The organism is Zobellia sp. 1_MG-2023 (genome assembly GCF_030549125.1).
GTDB classification, from domain to species: domain Bacteria; phylum Bacteroidota; class Bacteroidia; order Flavobacteriales; family Flavobacteriaceae; genus Zobellia; species Zobellia russellii.
On the sequence record NZ_JAUOSY010000001.1, the window covers coordinates 321,329 to 348,327 of the forward strand.

Genomic DNA, 26,999 nt, shown 5'->3' on the forward strand with positions numbered 1-26,999 from the left:
ATCCCAACAGTATAAAAGTTAGTATCCTCATCGTTTTATCACTTTAACCGATTCACTAATTGTTTCTCCCTTGATTTTCACAATATACATTCCGGAATGCAATACCGAAAAATCCAAGTCTACTCCCCCACCTCTTGGTGTACTCTGTTCACTTTTCATCAAACTACCTCCAATAGTAAAGATATCTATTCTTACTTTTTCCGTAGATGCCCCTAATAAAACGCGTGTGCTTTCATTAAACGGGTTTGGAAATGCAATAGGTTTACTCCCTACAAAAAATTGGTCTTCATAAATACCTTGACATGAAATACCCGTTGATACCCGCAGTACATTACCCCCTGATTTCAAATCTAGGGTAATCTCGGATTTATCGGTCAGTAGCGTTTCACCATTTAATTCAATAGTATACAGGTCCGCTCCTTCCATAGATAACAACAACTGCTTTCCATCTAAAGAAACGGAGGATGTTACCCCCAAAGGTTCTGGTTGGGATACGGTTACCTGAGCACAAAAAGGTTCATAATCAAATCCGGCACCTGAAGCGTTTACACACAACGTGTATACTCCCGAGTTTAAATTTGAAAGCGAGAACGAGTCCGTAAACATATCGGTTACATCTACACTGTTACCAGATATAGTTACCGTATAATCCATAAATGTTTTAGCCTCTATAGAAATGACCCCATCATCATTATTTCTGCAGGACTCACTTTCTACCGTAATCTCAAAATTATCGGAAGCAAACCTATGCACCTCACAACCGGAGGAGTCCACCTCCGCCCCTTCGGGCGTATTAGGGCATAAATCGTCTCCATCATCAAAAACACCATCATTATCTGCATCCGGTCTAAATTCGCCTTCTACACAAATATCCAGAGAGAACTCGTTTATCACACCTCCATCCCTAGAGGCATTATCCACTACCGTTAAGGTCCATTCACCCAATACGGACTCGCCTTTAAAAGAACTTAGCGAACCTAATGGTTTTACCGTACCCTTAATTGCCGTTGTAGCTGTAGCTCCACAAGAGAAACTAGAAGCACTATCATCAAAAATTGCATCTACATTCCTTAGATTGCCGCATGAACTAGAAATTAACGGAACCACTGTATTAGATGGAGATGTTAGTGTTACGACCAAATCCTCAAGGTACTCGTGATCAATGTTCAACCTTACATTTATATCATCTACCTTTAAATCTTCAAAAAAGGCAATTTTTGAAATTACCGTGGTTCTTTCCGTAGCACTTATTTCCAAAGGAAGGTCTCGCGCAGGCTTATTGGCACAATCTACTTGTATGGTAGTGAACTTACGAACTGTACTGTAAGGTCCTTCGCCACATACGTTTAAAGGCTTTACTCGCCAGTAGTATTCTTCCTGATTATTAAGTTCCGTAGGCACGTAACTATTTGTAGTAACCGTGACCAATTCTACCAGATTGGCAAAAGCGGCATCGGTTGCAATATGCACCTCGTATGAAGTATAAGAAGCATCCTCCTCCCACTGTAGCAACTCTGTTGTTGCGGCATCTACTAAATTATTGGCAGGAGCCGTAATCGCTACTGCAGGAAAGTCCGTGTCGTATATCTTTAAGTCTAGGATAATTTCTTTTGTTACGCTAGCAGAGACAGCTGTGATAGTCAATGAATACGAGCCTTCAGGAACGTTTTCGGTATTTTCGATTAACATATCCACTCGGGTTCCGTCTATTGAAACGGTATCCGGCATAAAAGTAACCCCTAAATTATCAGGCCCATCCGTTACCTCAAAAGTAACTTCTTCATCAAAACCCAAATAAGTTTCATAGTCAAAAGGAATCACAAGGTCATCAAAATGACAAGCTTCATACTCCAATCCTGAAAAGTTCATTACAAACTGTGATGCCTCAATGGTAAAATCAGTAGCATTCACAGCATAATACACATTGTCCGAAGCTTTGACCATAACCCGGGCCTTATCCGTAGCAATACCCGGTACTACCACTTTATGAGACCCATCGTTAACCACACCTGATGCCAAGGGAACCGTAAAAGTTACACCGCCGTCAGTAGAAAGCACAAGGTCTACATTTTTAGTAGCAACCGGCAACTTATCCGTTCCGGCAACGTCCCAATCTATCTGCAACACTTCACCCGCCACATAAGTTTCGGCAGATGCTTGCGAGGTAACCTGAAAAGGCCCGGCACTGTTTACAACGGCAAGATTCATTAATTTGGAAACCACTTGGCCTCCACCTGGTGCATTATCCCTAACCGTAAAAGCAAAATTCATCTCTCGCTCAACGTCCGATACTGTTTCCCAAGCAGAACCTCTCGTAGGGAAGGTCTGCACCAAATTACCACGAACTACTTGTGACAACATTGGAAAGTATCTTACAGGTGCCAAACTTGGAAGTCTAGACCTGAAATTTGCACCGCTTGCATTATTTGGACCAAAAGAGGCCTGAGTAACCACGCCGTTGTCTATTTGTTCCCATGTATAGGTCAGCACATCTCCCGCATCAGGATCTGTGGCGCTGCCCTCCAATATAAAAGCAGTGGATTTTGGTATCACATAATCTTCCAAATCTGCAACAACGGGAGGATTGTTGGAAATACCCGTAACCTCCCCACAGGTTTTTGTCTTTAGATTATCTATAATTTGTTTAATACTAACGTAATGAAAATAATCGTCTCCGCTGGCCGCTACGTCATCTACATCCGCTATACCTGCGTAGCCCATAATGGTAGACCCACTACCCGGCTCTACTTGAACCAAGGTTCCTTCAAATTCATGTGACCAAGTGTGGTTTGCCCCTAATTGGTGTCCCATCTCATGGGCCACAAAATCCAAATCAAACTTATCTCCTTTAGGCACTCGGCTGGATGAATATGCACTACCCTTTCTATTGGTTACACAAATAGCCCCAATAAAACCGGCGTTACCCCCATTTTCACCTTTATGAAACACATGCCCAATATCATAGTTTGTTTCTCCTATCTCACTGGTCATTACCGCCTGGCCCTGATCGCCCAACAAGCTTAATGTACCCGTATACGGGTCTGTAGCCGCATTGGTATAAATTATCTTGTCCGTTTCTGCTACAAGCTCCAAACGCACTGCTAAATCCGTTTCAAAAACCTCATTTACCCTTGTTATAGTGGCATTGATACTTGCTAGTGCATCAACCACTGTACCACCATGATATTCCGTATATTCCGCAGTTGCCGAAACGGCCAACCTGTATTTTCTAAGTACACGGTCATCAAGAGGTTTGGCCGTTAAGCTGGCACCGGCGGACAAAACCTTTTCTTGGGTACTACAAACAAAATCTTCATCATCTGCACTTTTAGCACTCCCGGAATACACCATATAGGTATCTCCCTCTACCTTCTCAATAAAACTGTTCTCTCTTTTTTCCGAAGAAATAATCATGGCCTGCACTTCCTTTTGAGAAATACTAAACCGTATACGGTTTTCCCTATTATTTACATCATAACCAGAAAATGATTTTATTTCTGGGTATTTTTTTGAAAGTTCTTCGGACAAAACGGGCGTTTCACGAACACTATACGCTACCATTTCTCCGTTAGAATTAGGAAAATGAACAATTTTTGAAACACTCTTTGACGTTGTAGAACGCTGCAAATCCTGCTTAAAAAGTTTCTCTTGTAAGGAAAAAACTTTTGCGTTCTGCATGTTCAACCCCTGCGAAAATCTCTTGTAGGAAGATTTTTTCATCGAAGAGCTTTCCCAATATTCGCTCTGTGCCGAGGCGGAAAAGGAAAGAAATGCTATGGTAATTGAGAAAACAAGACGTAATTTTGTAACCATCAAGGGGGTTTAGAACAAAATCAAATATAAGTCTTTTTATTATTTTTAACAGGTGGTAACAGTCCAAAGCATTTTCAAAAACGATAAACGGCATTCGACTGCCATTACCATAGGCACTTTTGACGGTGTTCATATTGGTCACAGAAAAATACTGGAGCGTTTGATAAATAATGCCGCTGCACTAAACCTTAAATCTACCGTATTGACTTTTTTCCCGCATCCGCGGATGGTTTTGCAAAAGGATGCAAACATAAAATTGCTCAATACCATTGAAGAAAAAACCAAAATATTAGAGGAGCTAGGATTGGACCAATTGATCATTCATCCTTTTACGCAAGAATTTTCCCGTCTCTCCGCCACCGAATTCGTTCGGGACAACTTGGTGAACCAGCTGCAGATAAAAAAAATTATTATTGGTTACGACCATCGCTTCGGCAGAAACCGAAATGCCAATATTACCGACCTTAAAGCTTTTGGCAGCACCTTTAATTTTGAGGTGGAAGAAATATCGGCACAAGAAATAGATGAAGTATCCGTAAGTTCAACCAAAATACGTAAAGCGCTCCAAGAAGGCGATATTACCACGGCAAACAGCTACCTAAGCTACAACTATATGCTTACGGGCACTATACAAAAAGGAAAAGGCCTTGGCAGACAACTTGGTTTTCCTACCGCCAACCTCCACATTTCGGAATCGTATAAATTGATACCCAAAAATGGGGTCTACGTGGTTAAAAGTCAGCTTTTAAACAAAACCGTTTACGGGATGATGAACATTGGCTACAACCCTACCGTTGCTGGCAAAGAGAAAACTATTGAGATTAACTTTTTTGATTTTGACCAAGATCTTTACGGTCAAAAACTACAGATAGACATTCTACACCGCATACGCGACGAGCACAAGTTTGAATCTGTAGAAGCCCTAAAGACTCAACTGGAAAAGGACAAACAAACCTCGCTCTCCCTAATCTTAGAATAAATGCTGAATCGTTTTCTCTTTTCGAAAATCGATAACTCGCAACTGATTATATTCCGTATTTTTTTCGGAATACTTGTTTCCCTAGAATGTTATGGCGCCATTTTAACGGGTTGGATCAGAAGAACGTTAATAGAACCAAAGTTTACCTTTAATTTCATTGGCTTTGATTGGCTCCAACCTTTACCGGGGTTTGGCATGTACTACTATTTCTTTGTTATGGGTACAATGGGCGTACTTATTGCCCTAGGCTACAAATACCGATTTGCCATTATTTCCTTTACCCTTATGTGGGCGGGTGTTTACCTGATGCAAAAGACATCGTACAACAATCATTACTATCTTCTGGTACTTATTTCGCTCATCATGTGTTTTCTACCGGCACACCAAAGTCACTCATTGGATGTAAAGCGAAACCCAAACTTAAAAAGCGACAGTATGTTCGCTTATGTAAAGTGGATTGTGATTTTTCAGCTACTTATTGTTTACACCTACGCTTCTATTGCCAAACTATATGGCGATTGGTTAGATTTTGGAATTGTTCGCATTCTAATGCTCAACAAAGCTAGCTACCCTATTATTGGAGGCCTATTGCAAGAGCCGTTTATTCATAGAATTATTGGGGTCTCGGGTATTTTTTTTGATTTATTGATCGTTCCCGCCCTACTTTGGAAGCCCACTCGAAAAATTGCCTTTTTCGCTTCTGTGTTTTTTCACCTGTTCAACTCCATTGTTTTTCAGATCGGTATTTTCCCGTATTTATCGTTGGCTTTTACCGTATTCTTTTTTGAGCCCGAGACCATACGGAATATCTTTTTTAAGAAGAAAAAACCTTACCTGCTTCAAAAGGTAGAAGTGCCATCCTACAGAAAACCACTACTTGTTATAGGAGGCATTTATTTTCTAATACAAATTACGCTCCCCGTAAGACATCATTTTATAAAAGACGATGTTTTATGGACAGAGGAAGGGCACAGATTAAGTTGGCGCATGATGCTCCGAAGCCGCACAGGAACCGTAAAATTCTTGGTAGTCAATCCAAAAACCGGGGAACAGACCGTAATCAAAACAAAAGATTACCTCTCCAAAAAGCAACAGAAGAGAATTGCGGGCTACCCAGATTTTATATGGCAGTTTGCCCAAAGGTTAAAAAAGGAATATGCCAAAAAAGGAGAACATATAGAGGTGTACGCACAAAACTCTAAAGTTAGCGTAAACGGAAAACCTTACCGCCCGTTTATAGACCCTAAAGTAGACTTAGCCAACACCAAGTGGAACTACTTTTGGCATAATGAATGGATTTTTCCATCACCTACCTACGAAAAAAAACCTTAGAATTTTTTAGCCCGCTTGCAAAGTTGTAACGGCATGCCCCATGGGTCACGTAGCATTACAAGATGCAGACCTTCACGCTTTACTTCCTCAACAAGAGTGGCTCCTTCAGCAACAAGTCTTTGTTTATCTGCTTCGGCATCATCAGAAACAAAAGCCACATGAAATGTTGCGGGGTGGCGCTCCTCAAAGTTACTTAGCGGTTCTTCCGGCTTTTGGTACAACTCTAGCATCACCCTCCCAGTAGAATCGGCCAAAAAGGTCATAAAAGGAGGCTTTTCCTGTCCAACAACAACAGTTAACCCTAAATGCGTCACAAACCAGTCTACTCTTTTGTGTATATCCGTAATGTTCAGTGCAAAATGTTCAAAAACCATAAAATAATAAGATTATAACGGCCGTAAATGTATTGGTTTTTAATCATTAGTTTAAATTTGCAGACTAAATTTAAGAGCAATGTTACAGCTACAGGTCGTTAGAGACAAAAAAGACGACATCATAAACGCATTAAAAAAGCGCAATATAGATGCCGCACCATTGATTAATGAAGTGTTGGAGTTGGATGAAAAAAGACGTGCAACACAAACTTCCTTGGACAACACCCTAGCGGAAAGCAATAAACTTTCTAAAGAAATAGGCATGCTCTTTAAGACTGGAAAAGCCCAAGAAGCCAACGTTCTCAGAGAGAAAACAGTGACCTTAAAGGAAGATTCCAAAAGGTTGGGCGAAGAGCTTAATACTATTTCCGAAAATTTACAGAGCGTTCTTTATAAAATACCTAACGTTCCCCATGAATCAGTTCCTGCAGGTAATTCAGATGAGGACAACGAAGAGATTTTTAGAGAAGGAGACATACCTACTTTAAATACCGATGCTCTACCCCATTGGGAATTGGCAAAGAAATATGATATCATAGATTTTGAATTGGGCGTAAAAATTACAGGTGCCGGTTTTCCCGTATACAAAGGAAAAGGTGCCAGATTGCAACGTGCCCTAATCTCTTATTTTTTAGATAAAAATACAGAAGCAGGTTACACCGAAATGCAAGTACCCCACTTGGTTAACGAAGCATCCGGTTTTGGAACTGGGCAATTACCTGACAAAGAAGGGCAAATGTACCATGTAGGAGAGGACGACCTTTACCTTATTCCAACTGCCGAAGTACCGGTTACCAATCTTTTTCGTGACGAGATAGTTACCGAAAGCGATTTCCCTATCCGCTATACGGCTTACACACCTTGTTTTAGGAGAGAGGCAGGAAGCTACGGCGCACATGTTCGTGGCCTTAACCGTCTTCACCAGTTTGATAAAGTGGAAATTGTTCGGGTGGAAAACCCCGCTAATTCGTACCAAGCCTTGGATGGCATGGTAGAACATGTAAAAAATATCCTTAGAGAACTAAAATTACCATACCGCATTCTAAGACTTTGCGGCGGTGACCTAGGTTTTACGGCAGCCCTTACTTTTGATTTTGAGGTGTTTTCCACAGCGCAGGACCGTTGGTTAGAAATTAGCTCTGTTTCCAATTTTGAAGCCTACCAGGCCAACCGACTAAAACTTCGGTACAAAGACGAAAACGGAAAAAGCCAGTTTGCCCATACATTAAACGGAAGCTCTTTGGCCTTACCGCGTGTTTTAGCTGGGATTTTGGAAAATTATCAAACTGCTGATGGTATTCAAATACCCGAGGTATTGGTGCCTTATTGTGGGTTTGACCGTATAGATTAATTTTAGGTCCAAGAAAATAAAATCGGCCAGAACAGTTATCCGTTCTGGTCGATTTTCATCTAACACAATTTACAACTCTCCCTCTCCTACTTCTTCTCCCGAAGCATATACCACATAATTCTTATTGGTAGTATTGAATGTTACCCTAATTGGTTTTTCATTTCTAACCAAATCTAAATAATCACTATACCTATCTATAGGCTGATATCCTACCCCAGTTTTTATACTCTCGTTATACGTATTCCCGGAAAGGTTTCCCTCTCTAAAAATCAGATATAACCTATATCCGTCCGCACAATACAAATTAATTCTACCGGAATTCTCCCCATTAGGATAAAGGAACGCCGCGTAACGATCACAATTTTTTACAAATGTTGCCATAACTCTATATGTATTTAAATGAAACAAATAACAATTTGATTATAAATGTATTACACAATAATAAAGGTCAAATATGGTATTGTACGAACAGTCTATAATCTTGTATAAATTGAAACAAATACGTTTTAAAGCCTATTTACTCCCAAATTATAGTCCCCTTAACAGATTCTTTTCCCAAGCTGACTTAAATTTGTTAAATTTCATATATGAAGGCTCTCCATACTATCGCCATTCTTCTTATTACCTTCTCTACTGTGGCCCAAGATGATTTCTTGGCCAAACAGTATTTTAATGATGGTGATTATGAAAAGGCCGTGGTGTACTATGAAAAACTAACGGATAAAAATCCTAGTAGAACAGATTATACAGAAGCTCTTATAGCCACCTACCAACAATTGGAACGTTATACGGATGCCGAAAACTTTTTACTGAAAAAATTAAAAAATGCCAGGGCATACCCTACGTTATTTATTGAAATGGGGTATAATTACAGATTACAGAACCAATCGGAAAAGGCCAAGGCATACTACGAGAAAGCAATCGCTAAAATAGATGAAAATCCTAATTATGGATATGGTATTGGCTACCGCTTTCAGAAATACGCTTTGTTAGACGAAGCCCTTAAGGCCTATACCAGGGCTATGGAACTCAACCCTCAGCTGGACTATAATTATCAAATGGCCCGTATTTATGGAGAACAGGGCAATATTGAGAAAATGTACGTATCCTACTTAAGACTCATTAGCGAGGGCAAAACATCAAAATCTAACGTGCTTCGTAATATTGACGATTTTATAACTGCGGATGCTGAAAACGAGAACAACCTTATCCTTAAAAAAACGCTATTGCAGAATGCACAAAAGAATCCGGATATTCTTTGGAACGAGCTTTTGAGCTGGCTATTTGTACAACAAAAGCAGTATGGTAGTGCCTTTCGTCAGGAAAAGGCTATTTACAAACGCTTGGAAGGTTCTAATATGCAACGCCTCAATGCCCTCGGGAATTTAGCCCTTGAGGATTCCGAAACCGAGACCGCTCAAGAAATCTTTCAATACATTGCGGATAACAGTGCAGACGAGGTCACTAAACTTAACGCGCAACTGAACCTTATAGACATTCAACTTTTTGAGCCCACAAAAAAAAGTTTAGAAGCGGTAGAAAAGCAATTTAACGAGCTGATAAACATTCATGGTTACAAGGCCCAGACTTTACAATTACAGGTTGCCTACGCCAACTTTTTGACCTTTAAACAAGAAACTCCAGAACAAGCCATCAAAATTCTAAAACAAAGTTTAGAGCTTCCGTTAAACGCCCGTGGAAAAGCTTTCGTAAAACTAGCGTTGGGAGACATTTTGGTATATGATAAAAAATTTAATGAAGCGCTCATCTATTTTTCACAAATACAGCAAAATCTAAAAAATGATGTGCTGGGGCAAAATGCACGGTTTAAAGTGGCCCAGACCAGTTTTTACAAAGGCGATTTTGATTGGGCCCTCACCCAACTAAAAGTCCTCAGAAGCTCAACATCTCAGCTTATAGCCAATGATGCCATGCAGCTGAGTTTATTAATTTCGGATAACTCACTGGAAGATTCAACCCAAACCGCCCTTAAAAAATATGCCCGGGCAGACCTTTTGGCCTACCAGAATAAAACTAAAGAGGCCATCACGGAACTTAATGACATTCTTGAAAATCATAAAGGCGAAAAAATTGAGGACGAGGCCCTTCTAAAACAAGGTGAACTTTTAGAAAGCACCAAAGCCTACGAAGCTGCCGAATACAACTACCAAAAAATAACTGAATTCTACGCCAATGGTATTCTAGCGGACGACGCGCATTTTGCACTGGCAGAACTCTATAGAAATAAACTAAACCAACCTGAAAAAGCTAAGTCGCATTACGAGAAAATTATTTATAACTATCAAGACAGTTATTATTTTCCACAGGCGAGAAAGAATTTTAGAATGTTGCGAGGTGATGCCGTGAATTGAGATAGCTATCTAAAAACAAAACAATAGAGCATGGGCAGATTCACTTTGATTTTTCTAATTACACTATTTTTTTCGGGTCAGGTGATAGCAAAACCCATCCCACTGAACGAAACCGAAAAACTGGCTTTGGTCGGCAAAGTCTGGGGTTTCCTAAAATATTACCACCCCAATGTAGCCAAAGGAAAATTCAATTGGGACGAACAGTTATTCACAATTCTCGCTAAAACTGAAAAGACAAATTCCAAAGAAGAACTATCACAAGTATTAATAGACTGGATAGGTTCACTTGGTGAAATAAAACCCTGCAAGTCTTGCCAAAAGCCCACATCTACGGCCCGTTTCAATAAAAACTTTGATCTATCGTGGATACAGGATAACCCGCTCTTTTCAAAACAGCTTTCCGATAAACTCCGGTTTATAGAAACAAATAGGTTTCAAGGCGAGCACTACTACGTGACCACAGCGAAAAAGACAACAAAGGCACAAAATATCATTATCCAAAATGAACCGGAATATCCAAACTTCCTATGGAAAGATAAGAGCTTAAGGCTACTAGCCTTATTCAGATATTGGAATACGGTTGAGTATTTTTTTCCGTACAAATACCAGATGGACATCCCTTGGAATGATGTATTAACACAAATGCTGCCTAAGTTTCTTCACCCCGAATCTGAATTGGATTACCATTTGGCTATGCTAGAACTAGTGGTACATATTGATGATAGCCACGCGGGTTTAAGTACAGACATACTAAATGAATATTTTGGCAATAAGTACATTCCCGTAATCCACAGGATAATTGACAATAAAGCTGTAATCGTAAGACCTTTTAACGATTCATTGGCCCGACTAAACGATTTAAAAATTGGAGATGTCATTAGCAAAGTGAACGGACAGAACGTTATTGATGTTTTTGAAGAAGGAAAAAACTATATACAAGGCTCCAACCACGCCGCCAAGCTTGCTTTTGCCCGGAACAAAATTTTTAATGGCAGTACAGATTCGGTCACGATAGAACTATTGAGGAATGGAAAACCCATTACCAAAAAAATAGGAAGGTACCCGTTTGACGTCTTCAATTACGAGAGACCCACAAAGAAAAAATATAAAATACTCAATAATACTATTGGCTACGTGAATATGGGAGAAGTTACCCAAGAGGACGTCTCGCAAATGATGGATAGTTTAATAAACACAAAGGCTATCATTTTTGATATCCGTAATTATCCTAAAGGCACTCTATACCGAATAGCGAATTACTTGAACAGTAGTCCAAAAGAATTTGTAAAAATTATAGTTCCAGATTTAGGTTACCCAGGTAGGTTTAAGTGGACAAAAACATTAAAATGCGGAGGTAATGGTAAGAAACATTATAATGGGAAAGTTATCCTATTGGTCAACTCACAGACAATCAGCTATGCCGAGTTTACCACCATGGCTTTTCAGACATACGACAATGTAATGACAATTGGCAGCCAAACCTGCGCTGCGGATGGAGATCTTAGCCCAATTGGATTCGTAGGCGGTTTTAAAACAGGAATTTCCGGGACAGGTATTTTTTATCCTGATAAAACGAAAACCCAAAGAGTTGGCGTAAAAATTGATGTAGAAGTAAAACCTACCATTAACGGTATTAAAGAAGGAAAGGACGAGGTATTGGAAAAGGCATTAGATTTGCTAAAAGACTAAAAAAACCAACAATATGTACATATACAATGTAACAACCAATATAGAAGAATCAGTTCATGACGAATGGCTGATATGGATGCGTGAAGTCCATATTCCGGACGTATTGGCTACGGGCAAGTTCCTGAACGCCAAAATGAGCAAAATTCTAATAGAAGAGGATATGGGCGGGGTTAGTTATTCGGTTCAGTTTACAACGCTGAGCAGAGAAGTACTGGAGAGGTATTATTCTGAGGACGCTCCCAAATTGCGCGAAGATGCACACAAAAAATTTCCAAATAAATTCGTTTCGTTCAGAACCGAAATGGAAGTGGTAAGCGAACATTAGTACCATGCAACACCTTTTTACTTACGGTACACTTAAAGACCTGAACGTTCAGGAACAGGTTTTTGGCCATACCTTAAAAGGAGAGCAGGATGTTTTAGAAGCGTTTAGAATTTCCCCTGACAAAATAATGGGCAGATACCTCGTTGCCGAAAAAACGAACAGTAGGGAAGACCAAATTGAGGGCATTGTTTATGAGCTTAAGCAAAGCGAGTTAACAATGGCCGACCTCTATGAGGGAGAGGCATACAAAAAAATTGAAGTCGGCTTAAAATCGGGCAAAATAGCTTGGGTTTATGTAAAGGCTTAAAAAGAAAATATGGGCAAGAAAAAGAAGAAGCAGTACGAACAGACACATACAAAATCATGGAAAGAAGACAGTCCGGTCAAAGCTAAGAAGCACTTAGGCCAACACTTTCTAAAAGATGAGGGAATAGCCCAAAAAATTGCGGAGACCCTTTCTTTGGACGGGTATAGGAATGTAGTTGAAATAGGGCCTGGAACGGGTGTACTTACCAAATACCTGTTGCTGCAAGACATAAATCTAGTAGCAATGGATTTGGATGCCGATTCTATTGTCTACCTCAATCATAGTTTCCCCTTGGAACACCCCAAGGCAATGGCAGGAAAAAGTACGCTTCAGGTAATTGAAGCCGATTTTCTAAAGTATGATCTTACCGAGATTTTTGGTGATGAGCAATTTGCCATAACGGGAAACTTCCCCTATAACATATCTACACAAATTGTTTTTAAAATGCTAGAAATGAAAGCACAGGTGCCTGAATTTTCCGGTATGTTCCAAAAGGAAGTTGCCAAACGCATTTGCGAAGGAGAAGGCAACAAAACCTACGGCATTCTATCCGTGCTGGTACAGGCCTATTATGATGCCGAATATTTGTTCACGGTTTCGCCCCAAGTTTTTGACCCTCCGCCAAAAGTACAGTCCGGGGTGCTCCGTTTGGTACGTAAAAAGAATTTCACGTTAGATTGTGATGAAAAATTATTCTTTAGAGTGGTTAAGGCCGCATTCAACCAACGTAGAAAAACCATAAGGAACAGTTTAAAAGTATTTGACCTCTCACCGGAACTTAGGGGAGATATTATTTTTGACCAACGTCCCGAGCAACTTAGCGTGGCGGATTTTGTTGCACTTACAAAAAAAATAGCCTTGAATCTAGACTAGGTATTTTTTGGTCTGTATATACTTTATTTTCTCAAAATTATAATCTTGACAAATTTATAGGGTGATTTTTATCTATAAAGCGTGCTAAGAAATCGTAAAGAGCACAGTGCTTTAAGCCTTTTTCTTTAGCTTTGCCGCAGTTTCTTCATAAATGCTTTATATGATAAGATAGGATGACGCCATTTAAACTCACAGATGAACTTCTAGCTGAAATCGAGCAGCTAATTGAATCCCGAGGAGATACCAGCTTGGTAAACCTGATGGAGGAAATACATTATGCCGATATTGCCGAAATCATCAACGAGTTAAACGAAGATGAAGCCACCTATCTGATCAAACTTCTTGAGAGCGATAAAACTTCCGATGTCCTAACAGAATTGGACGAAGATGTACGGGAGTCCATCTTGAACAATCTTTCCGCAAAAGAAATTGCAGAAGAGCTGGATGAGTTGGATACGGATGATGCCGCGGATATTATTGGAGAACTTCCCAATGAGATTATCCAAGAAGTTATTTCCGAATTGGAAGACCGGGAACACGCCAAGGATATTGTAGACCTTTTACGTTATGATGAAAACTCTGCCGGCGGACTTATGGCCAAAGAGCTCGTAAAAGTACGCGAGAGCTGGGACGTACTCAAATGCGTAAAAGAAATGCGCGCCCAGGCCGAGAACGTTACCCGTGTCCACTCCATTTACGTAGTAGACGATACGGACAAACTAAAAGGACGCCTATCTTTAAAAGATTTACTTACTACCTCTACACGCACACACATTAGTGAAGTGTATATTCCAAAAGTTGATTCGGTAAACGTTAACGAAAAACCCGAGGAAGTAGCAAAAATCATGTCAAAATATGACTTGGAAGCCATTCCCGTAGTTGATGAAATAGGAAGATTGGTAGGCCGTATTACTATTGATGATATTGTAGACGTTATTCGTGAAGAGGCCGAGAAGGATTACCAAATGGCTGCCGGTATATCTCAAGACGTAGAGGCAGATGATAGCATTTGGGACCTTACCCGAGCACGACTACCTTGGCTATTTTTAGGCCTAGTGGGCGGTATTGGCGCAGCGGGTATCATGGGCGGTTTTGAAGAAATGATCAGCAAACATGCCGTATTGTTCTTTTTTACCCCGTTAATTGCGGCAATGGCCGGTAATGTTGGTGTACAATCCAGCGCCATAGTTGTTCAAGGTTTGGCCAACGATGATTTAAAGGGCAGCGTTGGGAATCGCCTTATAAAAGAGTTGCTTTTAGCACTCCTGAACGGTACTATCCTTGCTACCATTTTATTACTTTTTACCTGGTTATGGAAGGGTGATTTCCTCACCTCCCTATCCATTTGCCTCTCTTTAATTGCCGTTATTCTAGTGGCGGGCTTCATTGGTACCTTCATCCCATTGTTTTTGCATAAAAGAGGCATTGACCCTGCGATCGCCACAGGACCGTTTATTACGACCAGTAATGACATTTTTGGTATCCTCATTTATTTCTCCATTGCAAAATTGGTGTTGGGCATCTAGACCAAAGCATGTATTTCATTACCTTTGTTCGCTATTCAGTGGAGAAGACCATTTAATTATCATCCATCTGAGTAAAAAGAATACCGCCTCAGGTAGACCAAACATCTTTTCAATATATGAGCCGTTCCATATGGAAACAACAGGGTTTGTATGATTAATTTGAAAAGACACAAAACGCCAGAACACTATGGAAGGAAAAATGAAGATTTTACATGTGGATGTCAACCATCCGCTCTTAATAGAACAGTTTAATGAACTAGGTTTTCAGAACGATGAAGACTACACTTCTTCTAAAGCAGAAATTGAAGCTAAAATTCATGAATATGACGGACTCATCATTCGTAGTAGATTTAGTATTGATAGTGAATTTCTGAACAAAGCGTCCAAACTTCAATTTATAGGAAGACTGGGTGCGGGACTGGAAAACATTGATGTACGCCATGCCGAAGCCAATGGTATATTCTTGGCGGCGGCGCCTGAAGGTAACAGAAATGCTGTAGGGGAACATACGTTGGGAATGCTTCTGTCTCTTTTCAACAAACTACAAAAAGCAGATAAAGAAGTTCGCTCCGGAAAATGGGACCGCGAAGGCAACCGTGGCATAGAACTAGATGGCAGAACTGTTGGCATTATTGGGTATGGCAACATGGGTAAGGCATTCGCAAAAAAACTACGCGGTTTTGATGTAGAAGTTATTTGTTATGACATACAAGGTGGTGTAGGCGATGAAAATGCTCGCCAAGTAGGTATTATGGAACTGCACCAACGTACAGATGTATTAAGCCTACACGTACCCCAAACGGAACTTACCATTGGCATGATCAATACAGAGTTCATAGAAAAATTCCACAAACCGTTTTGGTTATTGAATACGGCAAGAGGTAAAGCTGTGGTTAGTGAAGATTTGGTTTCAGGCCTTAAATCGGGTAAAGTTTTGGGTGCCGGTCTAGATGTATTGGAGTACGAAAAGGCCTCTTTTGAAAATATGTTCACGACCCACGCCAATGGCACAGCAGACCTTAGTCAGATGCCAGAAGCGTTTCAATATCTTATTCAAGCAGAAAACGTATTGCTCACACCCCATGTAGCCGGATGGACCGTAGAAAGTCTAGAAAAACTGGCACAGACCGTAGTAGATAAGGTAAAAGCAAAATTTTGCTAACTTAGAAGACCATAATCCAAATTGCATGTACGTTCCCCCGATCGGATTATGGAGCGTATAGTTTGTTCATCCAAAATCAAAAAACAATGCAATTAGGTAACTTTTCGGTAAGCCTGAATGTCCTTGACATTCAGGTTTCAAAGCAATTTTACGAAACTTTGGGCTTCTCTGTTTTTGCCGGAGATATTGCTCAAAATTGGCTAATCATGAAAAATGGTGATGCCACTATTGGTCTATTTCAAGGCATGATCGATAAAAACATCCTTACTTTTAATCCCGGGTGGAATTCCAACGCAGAACCCTTGGATTCTTTTACCGATGTTCGGGAACTTCAGGCAAAGTTTAAGGCCCAAGGTTTACAATTAGATGTTGAGGCAGATGAAAGTTCTTCCGGACCGGCTTCCTGTATGCTAAAGGACCCGGACGGAAATCCTATTTTAATTGACCAACACGTTTGATCATGAATTATAAAGCAGATTCACCTGAAGCTTATATAGCACAGCTTCCTTCCGAACGCCAAGAAGTCATATCCAAATTGAGAAAAACAATTTTGGACCATCTTCCTACTGGATTTGAGGAACAAATAAGCTACGGAATGCTTGGTTACGTAGTACCGCACTCCCTTTATCCAGACGGTTACCATTGCAATCCCAAACTTCCACTTCCCTTTATAAACTTAGCTTCTCAAAAGAATTTTGTAGCATTATACCATTCGGGAATTTATGCTAATCCAGAACTCTATGATTGGTTTGTAACGGAGTATCCAAAACATTGCAAACGCAAACTGGACATGGGCAAAAGCTGCATTCGGTTTAAATCTATGACAGACATACCTTATGAACTCATTGCTGAACTCAGTACAAAAATGAGCGTAGACGATTGGATCGCATTGTATGAAAAAAATACAAAAACCAAAAAGTAACTATATTGACTACCATCTACCATTAGCAATCATTTCATAAATTTAGAACGGATTCATATGAAAAACAGAGTTACAGGTTTAGGAGGCTTCTTTTTCAAAACAAAAGACCCTGACGGGATAAAGACATGGTATAAAGAACATTTAGGACTTAATACGGACCAATATGGTTGTACGTTTTGGTGGAAAGATAAAGAGGGAAACGACTGTTCTACCCAATGGAGCCCTATGAACGAGGACACCAACTATTTTGAACCTAGCAAGAAACAGTTCATGATGAATTTTAGGGTTGAAAATTTGGTTGAGTTGCTTGAGGCTTTAAAAGAGGAAGGGGTTACCGTTGTAGGCGAAATAGAGGAATACGAATACGGTAAGTTCGGGTGGATCTTAGACCCCGAAGGCAACAAACTAGAATTATGGGAGCCTATTGACAAGGCTTTTTTATAATCGAAAAAACGACTTACATTTAAGAACAGAATAACCAAAACAACCAACACGATGTCCGACGAAAAAAAAGAATTTGGAAAAGACTTTGCAGAAGATGCTAAAAAAGCCGCAAACGAATTTCAAGAAGAAGTAAAGAAGACCTTTGACCCTAACAGTCCTGATAACGGCAAAATTGTGGCCATTGTGGCACATATTACAATAATAGGGTGGATCGTAGCACTCATAATGAACTCGCAGAACAGAACAGAATTTGGAAGTTTCTACATTAGACAGACCCTTGGCATCTGGCTGCTGACGATTGTTCTGGGTATTATCCCCATTGTAGGTTGTTTTGCCGCTGTGATCGGACTGGTATTGATCGTTATGAGCCTTATAAATGCGGCCAGCAATAAAATGGACCCCACAGTTGTGGTAGGTGAGTATTTTCAAGATTGGTTTAAAAGTCTATAACTTTCAACTTTTTATGGTAGAAATTCAGTTAAGGGCCATGCTCCCCGAAGATTGGCCTTCCGTTTCTAAAATTTACGTTGATGGCATGGCAACCGGATACGCCACGTTTGAACAACAAACTCCCACATACCAAGCATGGGATAAAGCGCACCTTGGTCATTGTAGAATAGTAGCTATTGAAAAGGAAAAGTGTTTGGGTTGGGCGGCACTTTCGGCGGTATCTAGCCGCTGTGTTTATGGAGGTGTTGGCGAAGTCAGCATTTACATCTCTGAAGAGGCACGGGGAAAAGGCATAGGTTCAAAACTTATGCAAGCCCTAATCATGCAAAGCGAAGAGAACGGGCTATGGACACTTCAATCCGGTATATTTCCCGAAAACAAAGGAAGCATCAAACTTCATGAAAAAATGGGTTTTAGGTATATAGGAAAACGTGAGCGTATTGGCAAAAGAGACGGTCTCTGGAAAGACAACCTATTGTTTGAAAGAAGAAGTACTGTAGTGGGCGTAGATTAACTTAAAACAGCCCCCTAAACGTTTTGTTGCGCCTCCATAAACTTACGCTCCAGTTCCGCCTGAAACTCCTCCATTACAGGTTTTACCGTACTCTCGGGCAAATCTGCGATCTTAATGTACATTAACCCATCTATGGCGTTGTTAAACAATGGATCTACATTGAATGCGACTACTTTCGCATTTTGCTTGATGTATTTTTTAATGAGAACGGGCAACCTAAGATTTCCTGGTTCTACCTCATCGATCAATTTATCAAACTTATTTAGATCGGCTTGAGTCTCATCAAAAACGAACTCCTTATCGGCGTCCTTCAACTTTACCTTAAATTCTTTTTTAGGTCGTACATACTGGGCTACATAGGGATCCCAATAGTTACTCTTCATAAACTCGATCATTAACGATTTAGAAAAGTTGGAAAATTGGTTACTGATACTCACACCACCAATTAAATATTTATGTTCCGGATGGCGCAGCGTAGTATGTACAATACCCTTCCAGAGCAAGAACAACGGCATAGGTTTTAATTGATATTCCTTTACGATGTAAGCCCTTCCCATTTCTATGGACTTGCTCATCATACCAAAAAGTTCAGGCTCAAACCGAAATAAATCTTGAAGATAAAACCCATCTATGCCATATTTTGCAAAGATTTCAGAACCGAGCCCCATACGGTAGGCTCCAGCAATTACTTTTGCCTCGTTATCCCACAAAAACATATGGTGATAGTACGCATCAAACTCATCAATATCTATAGAATTGTTGGTGCCCTCGCCAATTTCACGAAAAGTAATCTCTCTTTGACGACCAATTTCTTGAAGCGTAAACGGAATTTCATCCGCAGGTGCCAAAAACACCTCATAGTTCTTGCTTTGCACCATTCGCCTATCATTCTCAACAAGCTTTTCGATCTCGGCCTCTATAACCTCTCCTCTAACGGGCTGGGCGATTTTTCTTGGCTGTTTGGGTAACTTTAGAGATGTGGGTATTTGATCTATTAACCTCTCCTTTTCATAAGCATTGGCCAATATGTATGTTTTTCTCCGCAATAACTCGGAATACTCTTCCAACGTTTCCTGTTCTTTCTGAGTTGCCACGGAAATAGGTTGACCAATACGTACTTTAATAGGTCTGTTTCTTTGCGAAAATACTTCGGAAGGCAACTTTGCGGTACGGAACACCCCACTGATTTTTGCCAAGCGATAAAACAATTTACTATTCTTGGCGTGAAAATAAATGGGAACAACAGGCACCTCTGCTTTTCTAATAAGTTTAATTGCCGTTTCTTCCCAAGGTTTATCTACCGCTATTTTACCCTCTTTGCGAGTAGACACCTCCCCTGCAGGAAATATCCCAACGGGGTGACCTTGCCTTAGATGCAACATGGCATTCTTAAATCCCGAAATACTGCTCTTGGCCTCTTTACGGTCTTCAAACGGATTTACCGGGAAAATGTACTGTGCCAAGGGTTTAAAACGCTGTAACAAGAAGTTGGCCATTACCTTATAATCTGACCTATGGCCCAGCATCAACTTTAATAAGACTATGCCATCTATCCCTCCTAAAGGATGGTTGCTTACTGTAATGAAAGGTCCTTCTTTTGGCAAACGTTTTAAGTCTTCATCGGGTATTTCATAATCAATTTCATACTCTTCAAGAACGGCATCCAAGAATTCCGAGCCCTCTAGATGGCTCATCTTATCATATTTCCTGTTCATGTTAGAAATCATCGTGACCTTAAGCAGTATCCAAGCCGAAAACGTACCAAAAACCCCGTATTTATCAAGTTTGGTAGCTTTGGCCACTTCTTTTGCGGTCACTAAACCCATAGTTCTTTTATCAATTAGGTGACCGCTAAGATAGGAAAAACACTAGAGGAGACTCCCTTTTTAACAAATTTAGACTTACACGGTCAATATTACTTTACCACCAACTGTAGTGTCTCCTTACCCCGTTGCTCTAAAAGAACTTCATGTCCGTTTTGCAAAGACTCGATAGCCTTTTCATCAAAATGTCTTATGGTATAGAGAGATACGCCTTCATGGTGCACGACCTTGAACCTACTTTTAAGCAAGTTTAAAAGATCCTCTAAACGTCCAAAACGATTATCTACACAAACCGAAAAACTAATTGCGGAATTCTGTATCAGATCTACCTTCATCTTGTGATCATGGAACAACTTAAAAAGTTCACTTATACTATCTTCTACAATAAACGAAAAATCCAATGAGGAAAGCTTCATTAGAACTTGGTTTTTCTTCACGATAAAACAAGGCACTTTTGGCTCTATGCCAACTCCTTTACCTACCGTGGTACCAGGATCTTTTGGATTTAGAAATGATTTTACGTGAAGCGGAATCTCTTTTTGCTGCAGAGGCTGTAACGTTTTTGGGTGTATTACTGATGCTCCGTAGAACGCAAGCTCAATGGCCTCACGATAAGATATGTTGTTCAGCAGTTGGGTTTCGGAAAAATACCTTGGATCGGCATTAAGTACACCGGGTACATCTTTCCAAATAGTAACCGAATCCGCATTTAAGCAATAGGCCAATATAGCCGCGGTATAATCCGAACCTTCCCTACCCAAAGTAGTTGTAAAGTTATTGTCATCACTACCTAAAAAACCTTGGGTAATGTTCAATTTGGATTTATCTATACCTTTGGAAATGCGGTCTTGGGTCTTCTCCCAGTTTACGGAAACATCACGATAACTGTCATTGGTTTTTATAAAATCTCGAATATCTACCCAGTTGCTTTTTATCCCTACATCATTCAAATAGGCATTGAGGATAGTTGTTGAAATTAATTCGCCATAACCCACGACTTGATCGTACACAAAATTATAATTGGGCGATTTGTTCCAAGCCAAAAAGCCTTGTACCTCATCAAACAAACCTTTGACCAAAGCAAATACCTCATGGCCATTGTTTGAAAAAAGGTCTCTAAGAATAGCATCATGATATGCTATTGTTTCTTGAAAAGCAGCCGTTAAAGCGGACTTATCATTAAAATAGGCATTTACCGTTGCTTCCATAGCATTAGTAGTTTTGCCCATGGCGGATACAACAACCATAGTATTCCCATGGCCTGTTTGCCTTAGTACATTCACCACGTTTTTTACTCCATCAGCATCTTTTACCGATGCACCGCCAAACTTAAATACTCGCATATGTTTTACTATTTATCTTAAATTTTTTATACTAAAAAGATTAAAGCTCCTCTAGAATAGATGTTCCTCGGGAACCATCTCCAGAGGTCCACTGCCAACTTTCATGTAGCTTTATTTTTCCTTCTTTGTTTATTTCTGGCTTAGACAAACATGTGCCTGTCATTAATGCTCCATCTGTATTTACTTGATGGTAGCGCATGTCTATATTTCCGTTTTCATCTACCAAACCTATGAGATGGCCTTTTACAATCTTACCTCCTGCATACTCAGAAGTGAGAATGTTGCCTGTCTGGCGATACTTAAAAATAGTCTCTTGTGTGGTTTCCCCGTTATCGGAATTATGCACCGGGCGGAACCTTTTACCGTCGTAGTTCATTACAATAGACCTTATTGGAGTTCCAAAAATGTTTTAATGCCGTTCTCGTCTAATTGCACCACGTCCCAGTCGCGCATTACCCTTGCCCCATTTTTTTCATAGAAAGCAATGGCCGGCTCGTTCCAGTCCAATACTTCCCAACAGATTCTTCGTACACCCAAGTCGTTCCCATAATTGACCACTTCTTTTAAAAGGGCACTTCCCAGGCCACTACCACGCATTTTTTCCGTAACAATGAGGTCTTCTAGGTGAATTACCGGTCCTTTCCAAGTAGAGTATCTTGGATAGACCAAAGCCATACCCACAATCCCTTCTTGGGTCTCACCAACAAAACAGTGAAAAAGTTTTTTTTCACCAAAACCATCGTTTTTCAAATCCTCTACGGTTACCTCAACAGCATTGGATTCCTTTTCAAAAACAGCTAGTTCTTTAATTAATGTCAGTACTTGCGGCATATCACCCTCTTGGGCTTCTCGAATTGAATAGCTCATAATTGTTATAAATAAAACACGAAGTTATAAATTTAAACATTCAAATCTAAACCAATGGAACATAGTTTCACAAAATAGCCGATATTTGTGGTCAAATAAACAGCCTAAACATGCACCATAAAAAAAACCAAACGCTCGGAGAGTTTATTATTGAAAATCAAGATTCGTTTAAATACTCATCTGGAGAGCTTTCAAAATTAATCAATGCCATTCGTTTGGCGGCAAAGGTGGTTAACCACGAAGTAAATAAAGCCGGTCTAGTAGATATTCTTGGAAAAGCCGGTGAGACTAATATTCAAGGGGAAGACCAACAGAAGTTAGATGTCTTTGCCAATGAAAAATTCATAAATACCTTAGCTAACAGGGAAATTGTTTGTGGAATAGCTTCTGAGGAAGAGGATGATTTTATCGCCATTAACAGTAACGACGAGGATAACCAAAACAAATATGTAGTACTGATAGACCCTTTGGACGGATCGTCTAACGTAGACGTGAATGTTTCCGTAGGTACTATATTTTCTATCTACCGAAGAGTTACCCCAGTAGGCACACCCGTTACCATTGAGGATTTTCTACAACCCGGAAATAAGCAAGTAGCTGCGGGATATGTGGTGTACGGAACTTCAACCATGCTTGTTTACACTACGGGAGATGGCGTAAACGGATTTACATTGAATCCCGCTATTGGCACCTTCTATCTATCGCACCCTAACATGCAGTTTCCTGAAAACGGAACTATCTATTCCGTAAATGAAGGTAAATACGTGCATTTTCACCAAGGGGTAAAAGATTATATTAAATATTGCCAGGCCGAAGAAGGAGACAGACCTTATACCTCAAGATATATTGGCTCTTTGGTCTCCGATTTTCATAGAAATATGATTAAAGGCGGTATCTACATGTATCCTAAAAGTAGTGTAACCCAAGAGGGCAAACTGCGTCTTTTATACGAATGTAATCCTATGGCATTTTTAGCCGAACAGGCCAACGGACTGGCAACTGGTGGTAAAACCCGCATCTTGGATATTGTTCCTACAGAATTGCACCAACGTGTGCCTTTCTTCTGCGGAAGCAGAAAAATGGTAGAAAAACTACAAGAATTTCTAGACAAATATCATTGATCGCACCAAATACCCCAAAGCATTCTAAAAACAAAAAAGCCCGGAAAATAAATAGTTTCCGGGCTTCTTTTATGCTTTACCTTAGTGTTTCAAAAGGTATAAATAATCATCAAAATCTATTCTTCCGCTAAAAATAGCAACAGACTTCTCAATTACCTTATCGGCCTGCTCTCCTGAAAAACCAAGTCCGATAGCGTACTTTTTTAATAGTACCATTTCCTCATCATCTATGTGATGGTCAGAAAAGATAATACGGAAAAGGTCATAAAGACGCTCCAATCTGTTTTCTGAAGTATGTGGTGGGTCAATAGGATATTTATTCTCCTTTTTCATCACCTCTTTATACTCGGATTCAGTTATATCAAACTTTGCCGCAAAACGGTCCAACATACTTTTTTCTTCCGAGCTTATTTCTCCGTCTACACTAGCCAAAGTTGCAATAGCCGCAAAATGCGCTAAGTTTCTTCTGTGCTCTCCACTAGTATATAAATCTGCAATTGCCATATGTATCAATTTTATTGGCAGCAAATATAATTTTTTTAGAGGTCATTCCCTTCCTCCCATATGATTATTTTGACCCTGTCTCTTGGCATTAAACCATATCTTAATGTATACGGATGGCATTTCAGAATATTACGTAACTTTCAATGAACATGAAAAAACCGCTTCTTGAATTCACAGATAAAGGTATTTATTGCAGTGCCGCCAAGGTTTATCTAGACCCATGGAAACCTGTAGATAAAGCCATAATCTCTCACGGTCATGCAGACCATAGCAGGTGGGGGCACAAGCAATATATTACACATCATAGAAATGTACCTATTATCAGTCACCGTCTAGGGGAAATTAATGTTTCCGGTAGGGAATGGGGAGAATCCTTTACCATCAATAATGTAAAATTCAGCCTTCATCCTGCTGGCCATATAATCGGTTCATCACAAATTAGAGTAGAGCACAAAGGTGAGATATGGGTGTTTACTGGAGATTACAAAACCGAGAACGACGGTATCTCTACCCCCTACGAATCCATCAAATGCGATACCTTCATTACGGAATGCACTTTTGGTCTACCCGCATTTAAATGGACTCCCCAACAAGAGGTTTTTGAAGATATCAACCAGTGGTGGACAGATAACCAGGCTGAGGGGAAAACCTCAATTCTATTTGGTTATAGCCTGGGAAAGGCACAAAGGCTACTCAAATATCTGGATACGGATATCGGCAAGATATACACCCATGGAGCCATTGAGAACATGACCCAAGTGCTTCGCCCATTAGTGGATTTTCCCGAAACGACCTTAATTACCAAGGAAACTAAAAATGAGGAACTTCTCGGAAATATTGTTCTAGCTCCGCCCAGTGCACATGGCAGCACTTGGATTCGTAAAATGGTTCCATACGTTACGGCTTCCGCAAGTGGTTGGATGACTTTTAGAGGTGCCCGCCGCAGAAGGGCGATTGACAAAGGTTTTGTTCTGAGCGACCATTGCGACTGGCAGGGGCTCCTATCCAGCATTGAGGCAACGGGAGCGGAAAAAATAATTTGCACCCACGGGTATACCGAAATCTTTTCAAGATACCTGCGCGAACAGGGTTATGATGCCCGTACGGAAGAAACCCAATACGGTGATGAGGAAGACAGCACTACCCCAGAAGAGACCACACCCCTTGAAACCCAAACCTCATGAAGCAAGAACAAACTACATCGGAAATTGATAATGCTACGGTTTTTGAATCGAAGGAACTTGGTATGCGTGGTTTTGCCGCATTGATAAAAACCTTGGACAGCACCAATAAGACCAATGTTAAGGTCCAGGCCTTGACGGATTATTTTTTGGCAGCGAGCGACAAGGACAAAGTATGGACGATTGCCATTTTATCGCATCGTCGCCCACCTCGTCCCGTAAACACCACCCTATTACGGGAATGGGCTTCCGAACTGGCCAACATTCCACTTTGGTTGTTTGAGGAAAGCTATCACATTGTGGGCGATTTGGCCGAAACCATCGCTCTCATTGTTCCATCCAGCAAGACATCCACAGAAAAAACATTGACCCAATTTTTGGAGGAGATGATAGCGTTAAAAAAGAAGTCGGACAATGATAAAAAAACCTACCTCTTTGAAAACTGGAAAGTACTTGATTATTATGAGCGGTTTGTATTTACCAAATTGATTACCGGAGGGTTTCGCATTGGTGTAAGCCAGAAATTAATGACCAGGGCATTGGCAAAGGCCACTGAAATAGATGAAGATATTTTGGCCTATAAACTTATGGGGAACTGGGACCCTAACGTAATTAGCTTTCAAGAGCTTATTTTAGAAGAAAACGAAAGCGATTATTTGTCCAAGCCCTATCCGTTTTATCTTGCGTATGCTATTGAAGGTGAGCCAGAAGATTTGGGCGATGTCAGCCTGTGGTCCGCAGAACATAAATGGGATGGCATACGTTCGCAGGTAATTCTCAGAAATGACGAGCTGTTTGTTTGGAGCCGAGGTGAAGAATTGGTGACCGATAAATATCCTGAGTTCAATCAATTTAAAACAACCATTCCCAATGGCACGGTGATAGACGGGGAAATTCTCCCCTACATTGATGGACAAATAGGCACTTTCAACGATTTACAGACACGCATTGGACGTAAGACCGTTTCAAAGGCCTTACTTAAAAAGGTACCCGTGGTTCTAAAGGCCTACGATATTTTGGAATGGGAGGCAAATGATATCAGAAACAAACCTTTTGCTGAGCGCAGGGTCATTTTAGAAAAATTATACCAAAAGACGAAAAAAACAGATATACCGTTTCACCTTTCCGAAACGATGCATTTTAGCTCTTGGGAGGAAGTCGCCGAGGAGAGGGAACGCTCCCGGGAAATGTTCAGCGAAGGACTCATGCTTAAACGTAAGGATTCCCCTTATTTAGTGGGAAGAAAAAAAGGGGATTGGTGGAAATGGAAAGTAGACCCATTAACCATTGATGCCGTCCTAACCTATGCCATGCGAGGACATGGTAGACGCAGTAATCTGTTTACCGATTATACCTTTGCTCTATGGAACGAAAATGACAAAGGTGAAAAAGAACTGGTTACTTTTGCCAAAGCCTATTCAGGATTGACCGATGCAGAATTTAGAAAAGTTGATGCTTGGATCAAGAAAAACACCTTAGAACGGTTTGGACCCGTTCGCTCGGTTACCCCTCATCACGTGTTTGAAATTGCATTTGAGGGCATAGCTTTATCCAAGAGGCACAAAAGCGGTGTGGCCACTAGATTTCCAAGGATATTGAGATGGCGTAAAGACAAAAATATTCATGAAGCCAATTCCTTAGACGATTTAAAGTCGATGATTCCGAACGTAGTGAAGGAATCTCCCAGCAAGTAAACCTATAATTTGGTATAATCACTAACTTACTTA

Annotated in this window: 26 protein-coding genes; 18 read left to right on the forward strand and 8 right to left on the reverse strand. The window is 40.4% G+C overall.

Annotated features, from left to right (window positions below):
* Positions 1–27: 27 nt before the first annotated feature.
* Positions 28–3,813 carry a reprolysin-like metallopeptidase gene (locus Q4597_RS01275; RefSeq protein ID WP_303404457.1) on the reverse strand — a complete coding sequence of 1,262 codons (3,786 nt, stop codon included), beginning with the start codon at positions 3,811–3,813 and terminating at the stop codon, positions 28–30.
* 52 nt (positions 3,814–3,865) lie between these two features.
* Here Q4597_RS01275 and Q4597_RS01280 point away from each other — a divergent pair, with 52 nt between their 5' ends.
* Positions 3,866–4,792, forward strand: coding sequence for a bifunctional riboflavin kinase/FAD synthetase (locus tag Q4597_RS01280; RefSeq protein ID WP_303404458.1), 927 nt, complete (start codon positions 3,866–3,868; stop codon positions 4,790–4,792).
* On the forward strand, positions 4,793–6,124 hold the full coding sequence (locus Q4597_RS01285; RefSeq protein WP_303404459.1) for an HTTM domain-containing protein: 1,332 nt from the start codon (positions 4,793–4,795) through the stop codon (positions 6,122–6,124).
* Here Q4597_RS01285 and Q4597_RS01290 read toward each other — a convergent pair.
* On the reverse strand, positions 6,121–6,498 hold the full coding sequence (locus Q4597_RS01290) for a VOC family protein (protein ID WP_303404460.1): 378 nt from the start codon (positions 6,496–6,498) through the stop codon (positions 6,121–6,123). The genes Q4597_RS01285 and Q4597_RS01290 overlap by 4 nt on opposite strands.
* 79 nt (positions 6,499–6,577) lie before the next feature.
* Here Q4597_RS01290 and serS point away from each other — a divergent pair, with 79 nt between their 5' ends.
* Entirely contained in the window at positions 6,578–7,849 is a 1,272-nt protein-coding gene (gene serS / locus Q4597_RS01295; protein ID WP_303404461.1) for a serine--tRNA ligase, read from the forward strand.
* 69 nt (positions 7,850–7,918) lie between these two features.
* Here the strand turns inward: serS and Q4597_RS01300 are convergent, their stop codons facing one another.
* Positions 7,919–8,230 carry a hypothetical protein gene (locus Q4597_RS01300; protein WP_303404462.1) on the reverse strand — a complete coding sequence of 104 codons (312 nt, stop codon included), beginning with the start codon at positions 8,228–8,230 and terminating at the stop codon, positions 7,919–7,921.
* A 206-nt stretch (positions 8,231–8,436) separates the two neighbouring features.
* On the opposite strand from Q4597_RS01300, the gene Q4597_RS01305 reads away from it, so the two are divergent.
* The 12 genes from Q4597_RS01305 (at position 8,437) to Q4597_RS01360 (ending at position 18,433) form a co-directional block, all read left to right on the forward strand.
* The gene (locus Q4597_RS01305) at positions 8,437–10,221 is read left to right on the forward strand and encodes a tetratricopeptide repeat protein (protein ID WP_303404463.1); all 1,785 of its coding nucleotides are present in this window, start codon (positions 8,437–8,439) and stop codon (positions 10,219–10,221) included.
* Positions 10,222–10,251: 30 nt separating this feature from the next.
* Complete coding sequence (locus tag Q4597_RS01310; RefSeq protein WP_303404464.1) at positions 10,252–11,910, forward strand: S41 family peptidase; 1,659 nt, start codon at positions 10,252–10,254, stop codon at positions 11,908–11,910.
* A 13-nt stretch (positions 11,911–11,923) separates the two neighbouring features.
* The gene (locus Q4597_RS01315) at positions 11,924–12,235 is read left to right on the forward strand and encodes a DUF4286 family protein (RefSeq protein WP_303404465.1); all 312 of its coding nucleotides are present in this window, start codon (positions 11,924–11,926) and stop codon (positions 12,233–12,235) included.
* Positions 12,236–12,239: 4 nt separating this feature from the next.
* Entirely contained in the window at positions 12,240–12,542 is a 303-nt protein-coding gene (locus tag Q4597_RS01320; protein WP_303404466.1) for a gamma-glutamylcyclotransferase family protein, read from the forward strand.
* Positions 12,543–12,551: 9 nt separating this feature from the next.
* Entirely contained in the window at positions 12,552–13,415 is an 864-nt protein-coding gene (rsmA, locus tag Q4597_RS01325) for a 16S rRNA (adenine(1518)-N(6)/adenine(1519)-N(6))-dimethyltransferase RsmA (RefSeq protein ID WP_303404467.1), read from the forward strand.
* 173 nt (positions 13,416–13,588) lie between these two features.
* Positions 13,589–14,941: a magnesium transporter gene (mgtE, locus tag Q4597_RS01330; protein ID WP_215437540.1), complete on the forward strand. Its 1,353-nt coding sequence runs from the start codon at positions 13,589–13,591 to the stop codon at positions 14,939–14,941.
* A 199-nt stretch (positions 14,942–15,140) separates the two neighbouring features.
* On the forward strand, positions 15,141–16,103 hold the full coding sequence (locus tag Q4597_RS01335; protein WP_303404805.1) for a 2-hydroxyacid dehydrogenase: 963 nt from the start codon (positions 15,141–15,143) through the stop codon (positions 16,101–16,103).
* 86 nt (positions 16,104–16,189) lie between these two features.
* A complete protein-coding gene (locus Q4597_RS01340; RefSeq protein WP_303404468.1) occupies positions 16,190–16,561 on the forward strand; it encodes a VOC family protein in 372 nt (123 codons plus the stop codon).
* A 2-nt stretch (positions 16,562–16,563) separates the two neighbouring features.
* Positions 16,564–17,025 (forward strand): DUF1801 domain-containing protein, encoded by a 462-nt coding sequence (locus Q4597_RS01345; protein WP_303404469.1) that lies wholly within the window; start codon positions 16,564–16,566, stop codon positions 17,023–17,025.
* A gap of 57 nt (positions 17,026–17,082) precedes the next feature.
* Positions 17,083–17,469, forward strand: coding sequence for a VOC family protein (locus Q4597_RS01350; RefSeq protein WP_303404470.1), 387 nt, complete (start codon positions 17,083–17,085; stop codon positions 17,467–17,469).
* Between the two features lie 51 nt (positions 17,470–17,520).
* Complete coding sequence (locus tag Q4597_RS01355) at positions 17,521–17,919, forward strand: YtxH domain-containing protein (RefSeq protein ID WP_303404471.1); 399 nt, start codon at positions 17,521–17,523, stop codon at positions 17,917–17,919.
* Positions 17,920–17,932: 13 nt separating this feature from the next.
* Positions 17,933–18,433 carry a GNAT family N-acetyltransferase gene (locus Q4597_RS01360; RefSeq protein ID WP_303404472.1) on the forward strand — a complete coding sequence of 167 codons (501 nt, stop codon included), beginning with the start codon at positions 17,933–17,935 and terminating at the stop codon, positions 18,431–18,433.
* Positions 18,434–18,447: 14 nt separating this feature from the next.
* On the opposite strand, the gene Q4597_RS01365 is transcribed toward Q4597_RS01360, so the two are convergent.
* The 4 genes from Q4597_RS01365 to Q4597_RS01380 all read right to left on the reverse strand — a co-directional run bounded on the left by Q4597_RS01365 (position 18,448) and on the right by Q4597_RS01380 (position 22,466).
* Entirely contained in the window at positions 18,448–20,259 is a 1,812-nt protein-coding gene (locus Q4597_RS01365; protein WP_303404473.1) for a lysophospholipid acyltransferase family protein, read from the reverse strand.
* Positions 20,260–20,348: 89 nt separating this feature from the next.
* Positions 20,349–21,599 carry an aspartate kinase gene (locus Q4597_RS01370; protein ID WP_303404474.1) on the reverse strand — a complete coding sequence of 417 codons (1,251 nt, stop codon included), beginning with the start codon at positions 21,597–21,599 and terminating at the stop codon, positions 20,349–20,351.
* Between the two features lie 40 nt (positions 21,600–21,639).
* Positions 21,640–21,975, reverse strand: coding sequence for a n-acetylglutamate synthase (locus tag Q4597_RS01375; protein WP_303404475.1), 336 nt, complete (start codon positions 21,973–21,975; stop codon positions 21,640–21,642).
* Between the two features lie 11 nt (positions 21,976–21,986).
* Positions 21,987–22,466, reverse strand: a complete 480-nt coding sequence (locus Q4597_RS01380) for a GNAT family N-acetyltransferase (protein WP_215913716.1) — start codon at positions 22,464–22,466, stop codon at positions 21,987–21,989.
* A gap of 110 nt (positions 22,467–22,576) precedes the next feature.
* On the opposite strand from Q4597_RS01380, the gene fbp reads away from it, so the two are divergent.
* On the forward strand, positions 22,577–23,587 hold the full coding sequence (fbp, locus tag Q4597_RS01385; RefSeq protein ID WP_215437515.1) for a class 1 fructose-bisphosphatase: 1,011 nt from the start codon (positions 22,577–22,579) through the stop codon (positions 23,585–23,587).
* 81 nt (positions 23,588–23,668) lie between these two features.
* On the opposite strand, the gene Q4597_RS01390 is transcribed toward fbp, so the two are convergent.
* Entirely contained in the window at positions 23,669–24,091 is a 423-nt protein-coding gene (locus Q4597_RS01390; protein ID WP_215437513.1) for a TerB family tellurite resistance protein, read from the reverse strand.
* 149 nt (positions 24,092–24,240) lie between these two features.
* Between Q4597_RS01390 and Q4597_RS01395 the strand changes: the two genes are divergently transcribed.
* Positions 24,241–25,275 (forward strand): ligase-associated DNA damage response exonuclease, encoded by a 1,035-nt coding sequence (locus tag Q4597_RS01395; RefSeq protein ID WP_303404476.1) that lies wholly within the window; start codon positions 24,241–24,243, stop codon positions 25,273–25,275.
* Between the two features lie 62 nt (positions 25,276–25,337).
* Positions 25,338–26,966 (forward strand): ATP-dependent DNA ligase, encoded by a 1,629-nt coding sequence (locus Q4597_RS01400; RefSeq protein WP_303404806.1) that lies wholly within the window; start codon positions 25,338–25,340, stop codon positions 26,964–26,966.
* Positions 26,967–26,999 lie beyond the last annotated feature (33 nt).

Bases quoted from the DNA above. Each gene is read 5' to 3' on its own strand.
- Q4597_RS01340 (WP_303404468.1), top strand. From the start codon at position 16,190: ATGCAATTAGGTAACTTTTCGGTAAGCCTGAATGTCCTTGACATTCAG.
- Q4597_RS01285 (WP_303404459.1), top strand. From the start codon at position 4,793: ATGCTGAATCGTTTTCTCTTTTCGAAAATCGATAACTCGCAACTGATT.
- Q4597_RS01370 (WP_303404474.1), bottom strand. From the start codon at position 21,599: ATGCGAGTATTTAAGTTTGGCGGTGCATCGGTAAAAGATGCTGATGGA.
- Q4597_RS01390 (WP_215437513.1), bottom strand. From the start codon at position 24,091: ATGGCAATTGCAGATTTATATACTAGTGGAGAGCACAGAAGAAACTTA.
- Q4597_RS01355 (WP_303404471.1), top strand. From the start codon at position 17,521: ATGTCCGACGAAAAAAAAGAATTTGGAAAAGACTTTGCAGAAGATGCT.
- rsmA (WP_303404467.1), top strand. From the start codon at position 12,552: ATGGGCAAGAAAAAGAAGAAGCAGTACGAACAGACACATACAAAATCA.
- Q4597_RS01360 (WP_303404472.1), top strand. From the start codon at position 17,933: ATGGTAGAAATTCAGTTAAGGGCCATGCTCCCCGAAGATTGGCCTTCC.
- Q4597_RS01350 (WP_303404470.1), top strand. From the start codon at position 17,083: ATGAAAAACAGAGTTACAGGTTTAGGAGGCTTCTTTTTCAAAACAAAA.
- Q4597_RS01290 (WP_303404460.1), bottom strand. From the start codon at position 6,498: ATGGTTTTTGAACATTTTGCACTGAACATTACGGATATACACAAAAGA.
- Q4597_RS01335 (WP_303404805.1), top strand. From the start codon at position 15,141: ATGAAGATTTTACATGTGGATGTCAACCATCCGCTCTTAATAGAACAG.
- Q4597_RS01380 (WP_215913716.1), bottom strand. From the start codon at position 22,466: ATGAGCTATTCAATTCGAGAAGCCCAAGAGGGTGATATGCCGCAAGTA.
- Q4597_RS01315 (WP_303404465.1), top strand. From the start codon at position 11,924: ATGTACATATACAATGTAACAACCAATATAGAAGAATCAGTTCATGAC.
- Q4597_RS01310 (WP_303404464.1), top strand. From the start codon at position 10,252: ATGGGCAGATTCACTTTGATTTTTCTAATTACACTATTTTTTTCGGGT.
- mgtE (WP_215437540.1), top strand. From the start codon at position 13,589: ATGACGCCATTTAAACTCACAGATGAACTTCTAGCTGAAATCGAGCAG.
- Q4597_RS01320 (WP_303404466.1), top strand. From the start codon at position 12,240: ATGCAACACCTTTTTACTTACGGTACACTTAAAGACCTGAACGTTCAG.
- Q4597_RS01375 (WP_303404475.1), bottom strand. From the start codon at position 21,975: ATGAACTACGACGGTAAAAGGTTCCGCCCGGTGCATAATTCCGATAAC.
- Q4597_RS01345 (WP_303404469.1), top strand. From the start codon at position 16,564: ATGAATTATAAAGCAGATTCACCTGAAGCTTATATAGCACAGCTTCCT.
- Q4597_RS01275 (WP_303404457.1), bottom strand. From the start codon at position 3,813: ATGGTTACAAAATTACGTCTTGTTTTCTCAATTACCATAGCATTTCTT.
- serS (WP_303404461.1), top strand. From the start codon at position 6,578: ATGTTACAGCTACAGGTCGTTAGAGACAAAAAAGACGACATCATAAAC.
- fbp (WP_215437515.1), top strand. From the start codon at position 22,577: ATGCACCATAAAAAAAACCAAACGCTCGGAGAGTTTATTATTGAAAAT.
- Q4597_RS01305 (WP_303404463.1), top strand. From the start codon at position 8,437: ATGAAGGCTCTCCATACTATCGCCATTCTTCTTATTACCTTCTCTACT.
- Q4597_RS01400 (WP_303404806.1), top strand. From the start codon at position 25,338: ATGCGTGGTTTTGCCGCATTGATAAAAACCTTGGACAGCACCAATAAG.
- Q4597_RS01395 (WP_303404476.1), top strand. From the start codon at position 24,241: ATGAAAAAACCGCTTCTTGAATTCACAGATAAAGGTATTTATTGCAGT.
- Q4597_RS01300 (WP_303404462.1), bottom strand. From the start codon at position 8,230: ATGGCAACATTTGTAAAAAATTGTGATCGTTACGCGGCGTTCCTTTAT.
- Q4597_RS01365 (WP_303404473.1), bottom strand. From the start codon at position 20,259: ATGGGTTTAGTGACCGCAAAAGAAGTGGCCAAAGCTACCAAACTTGAT.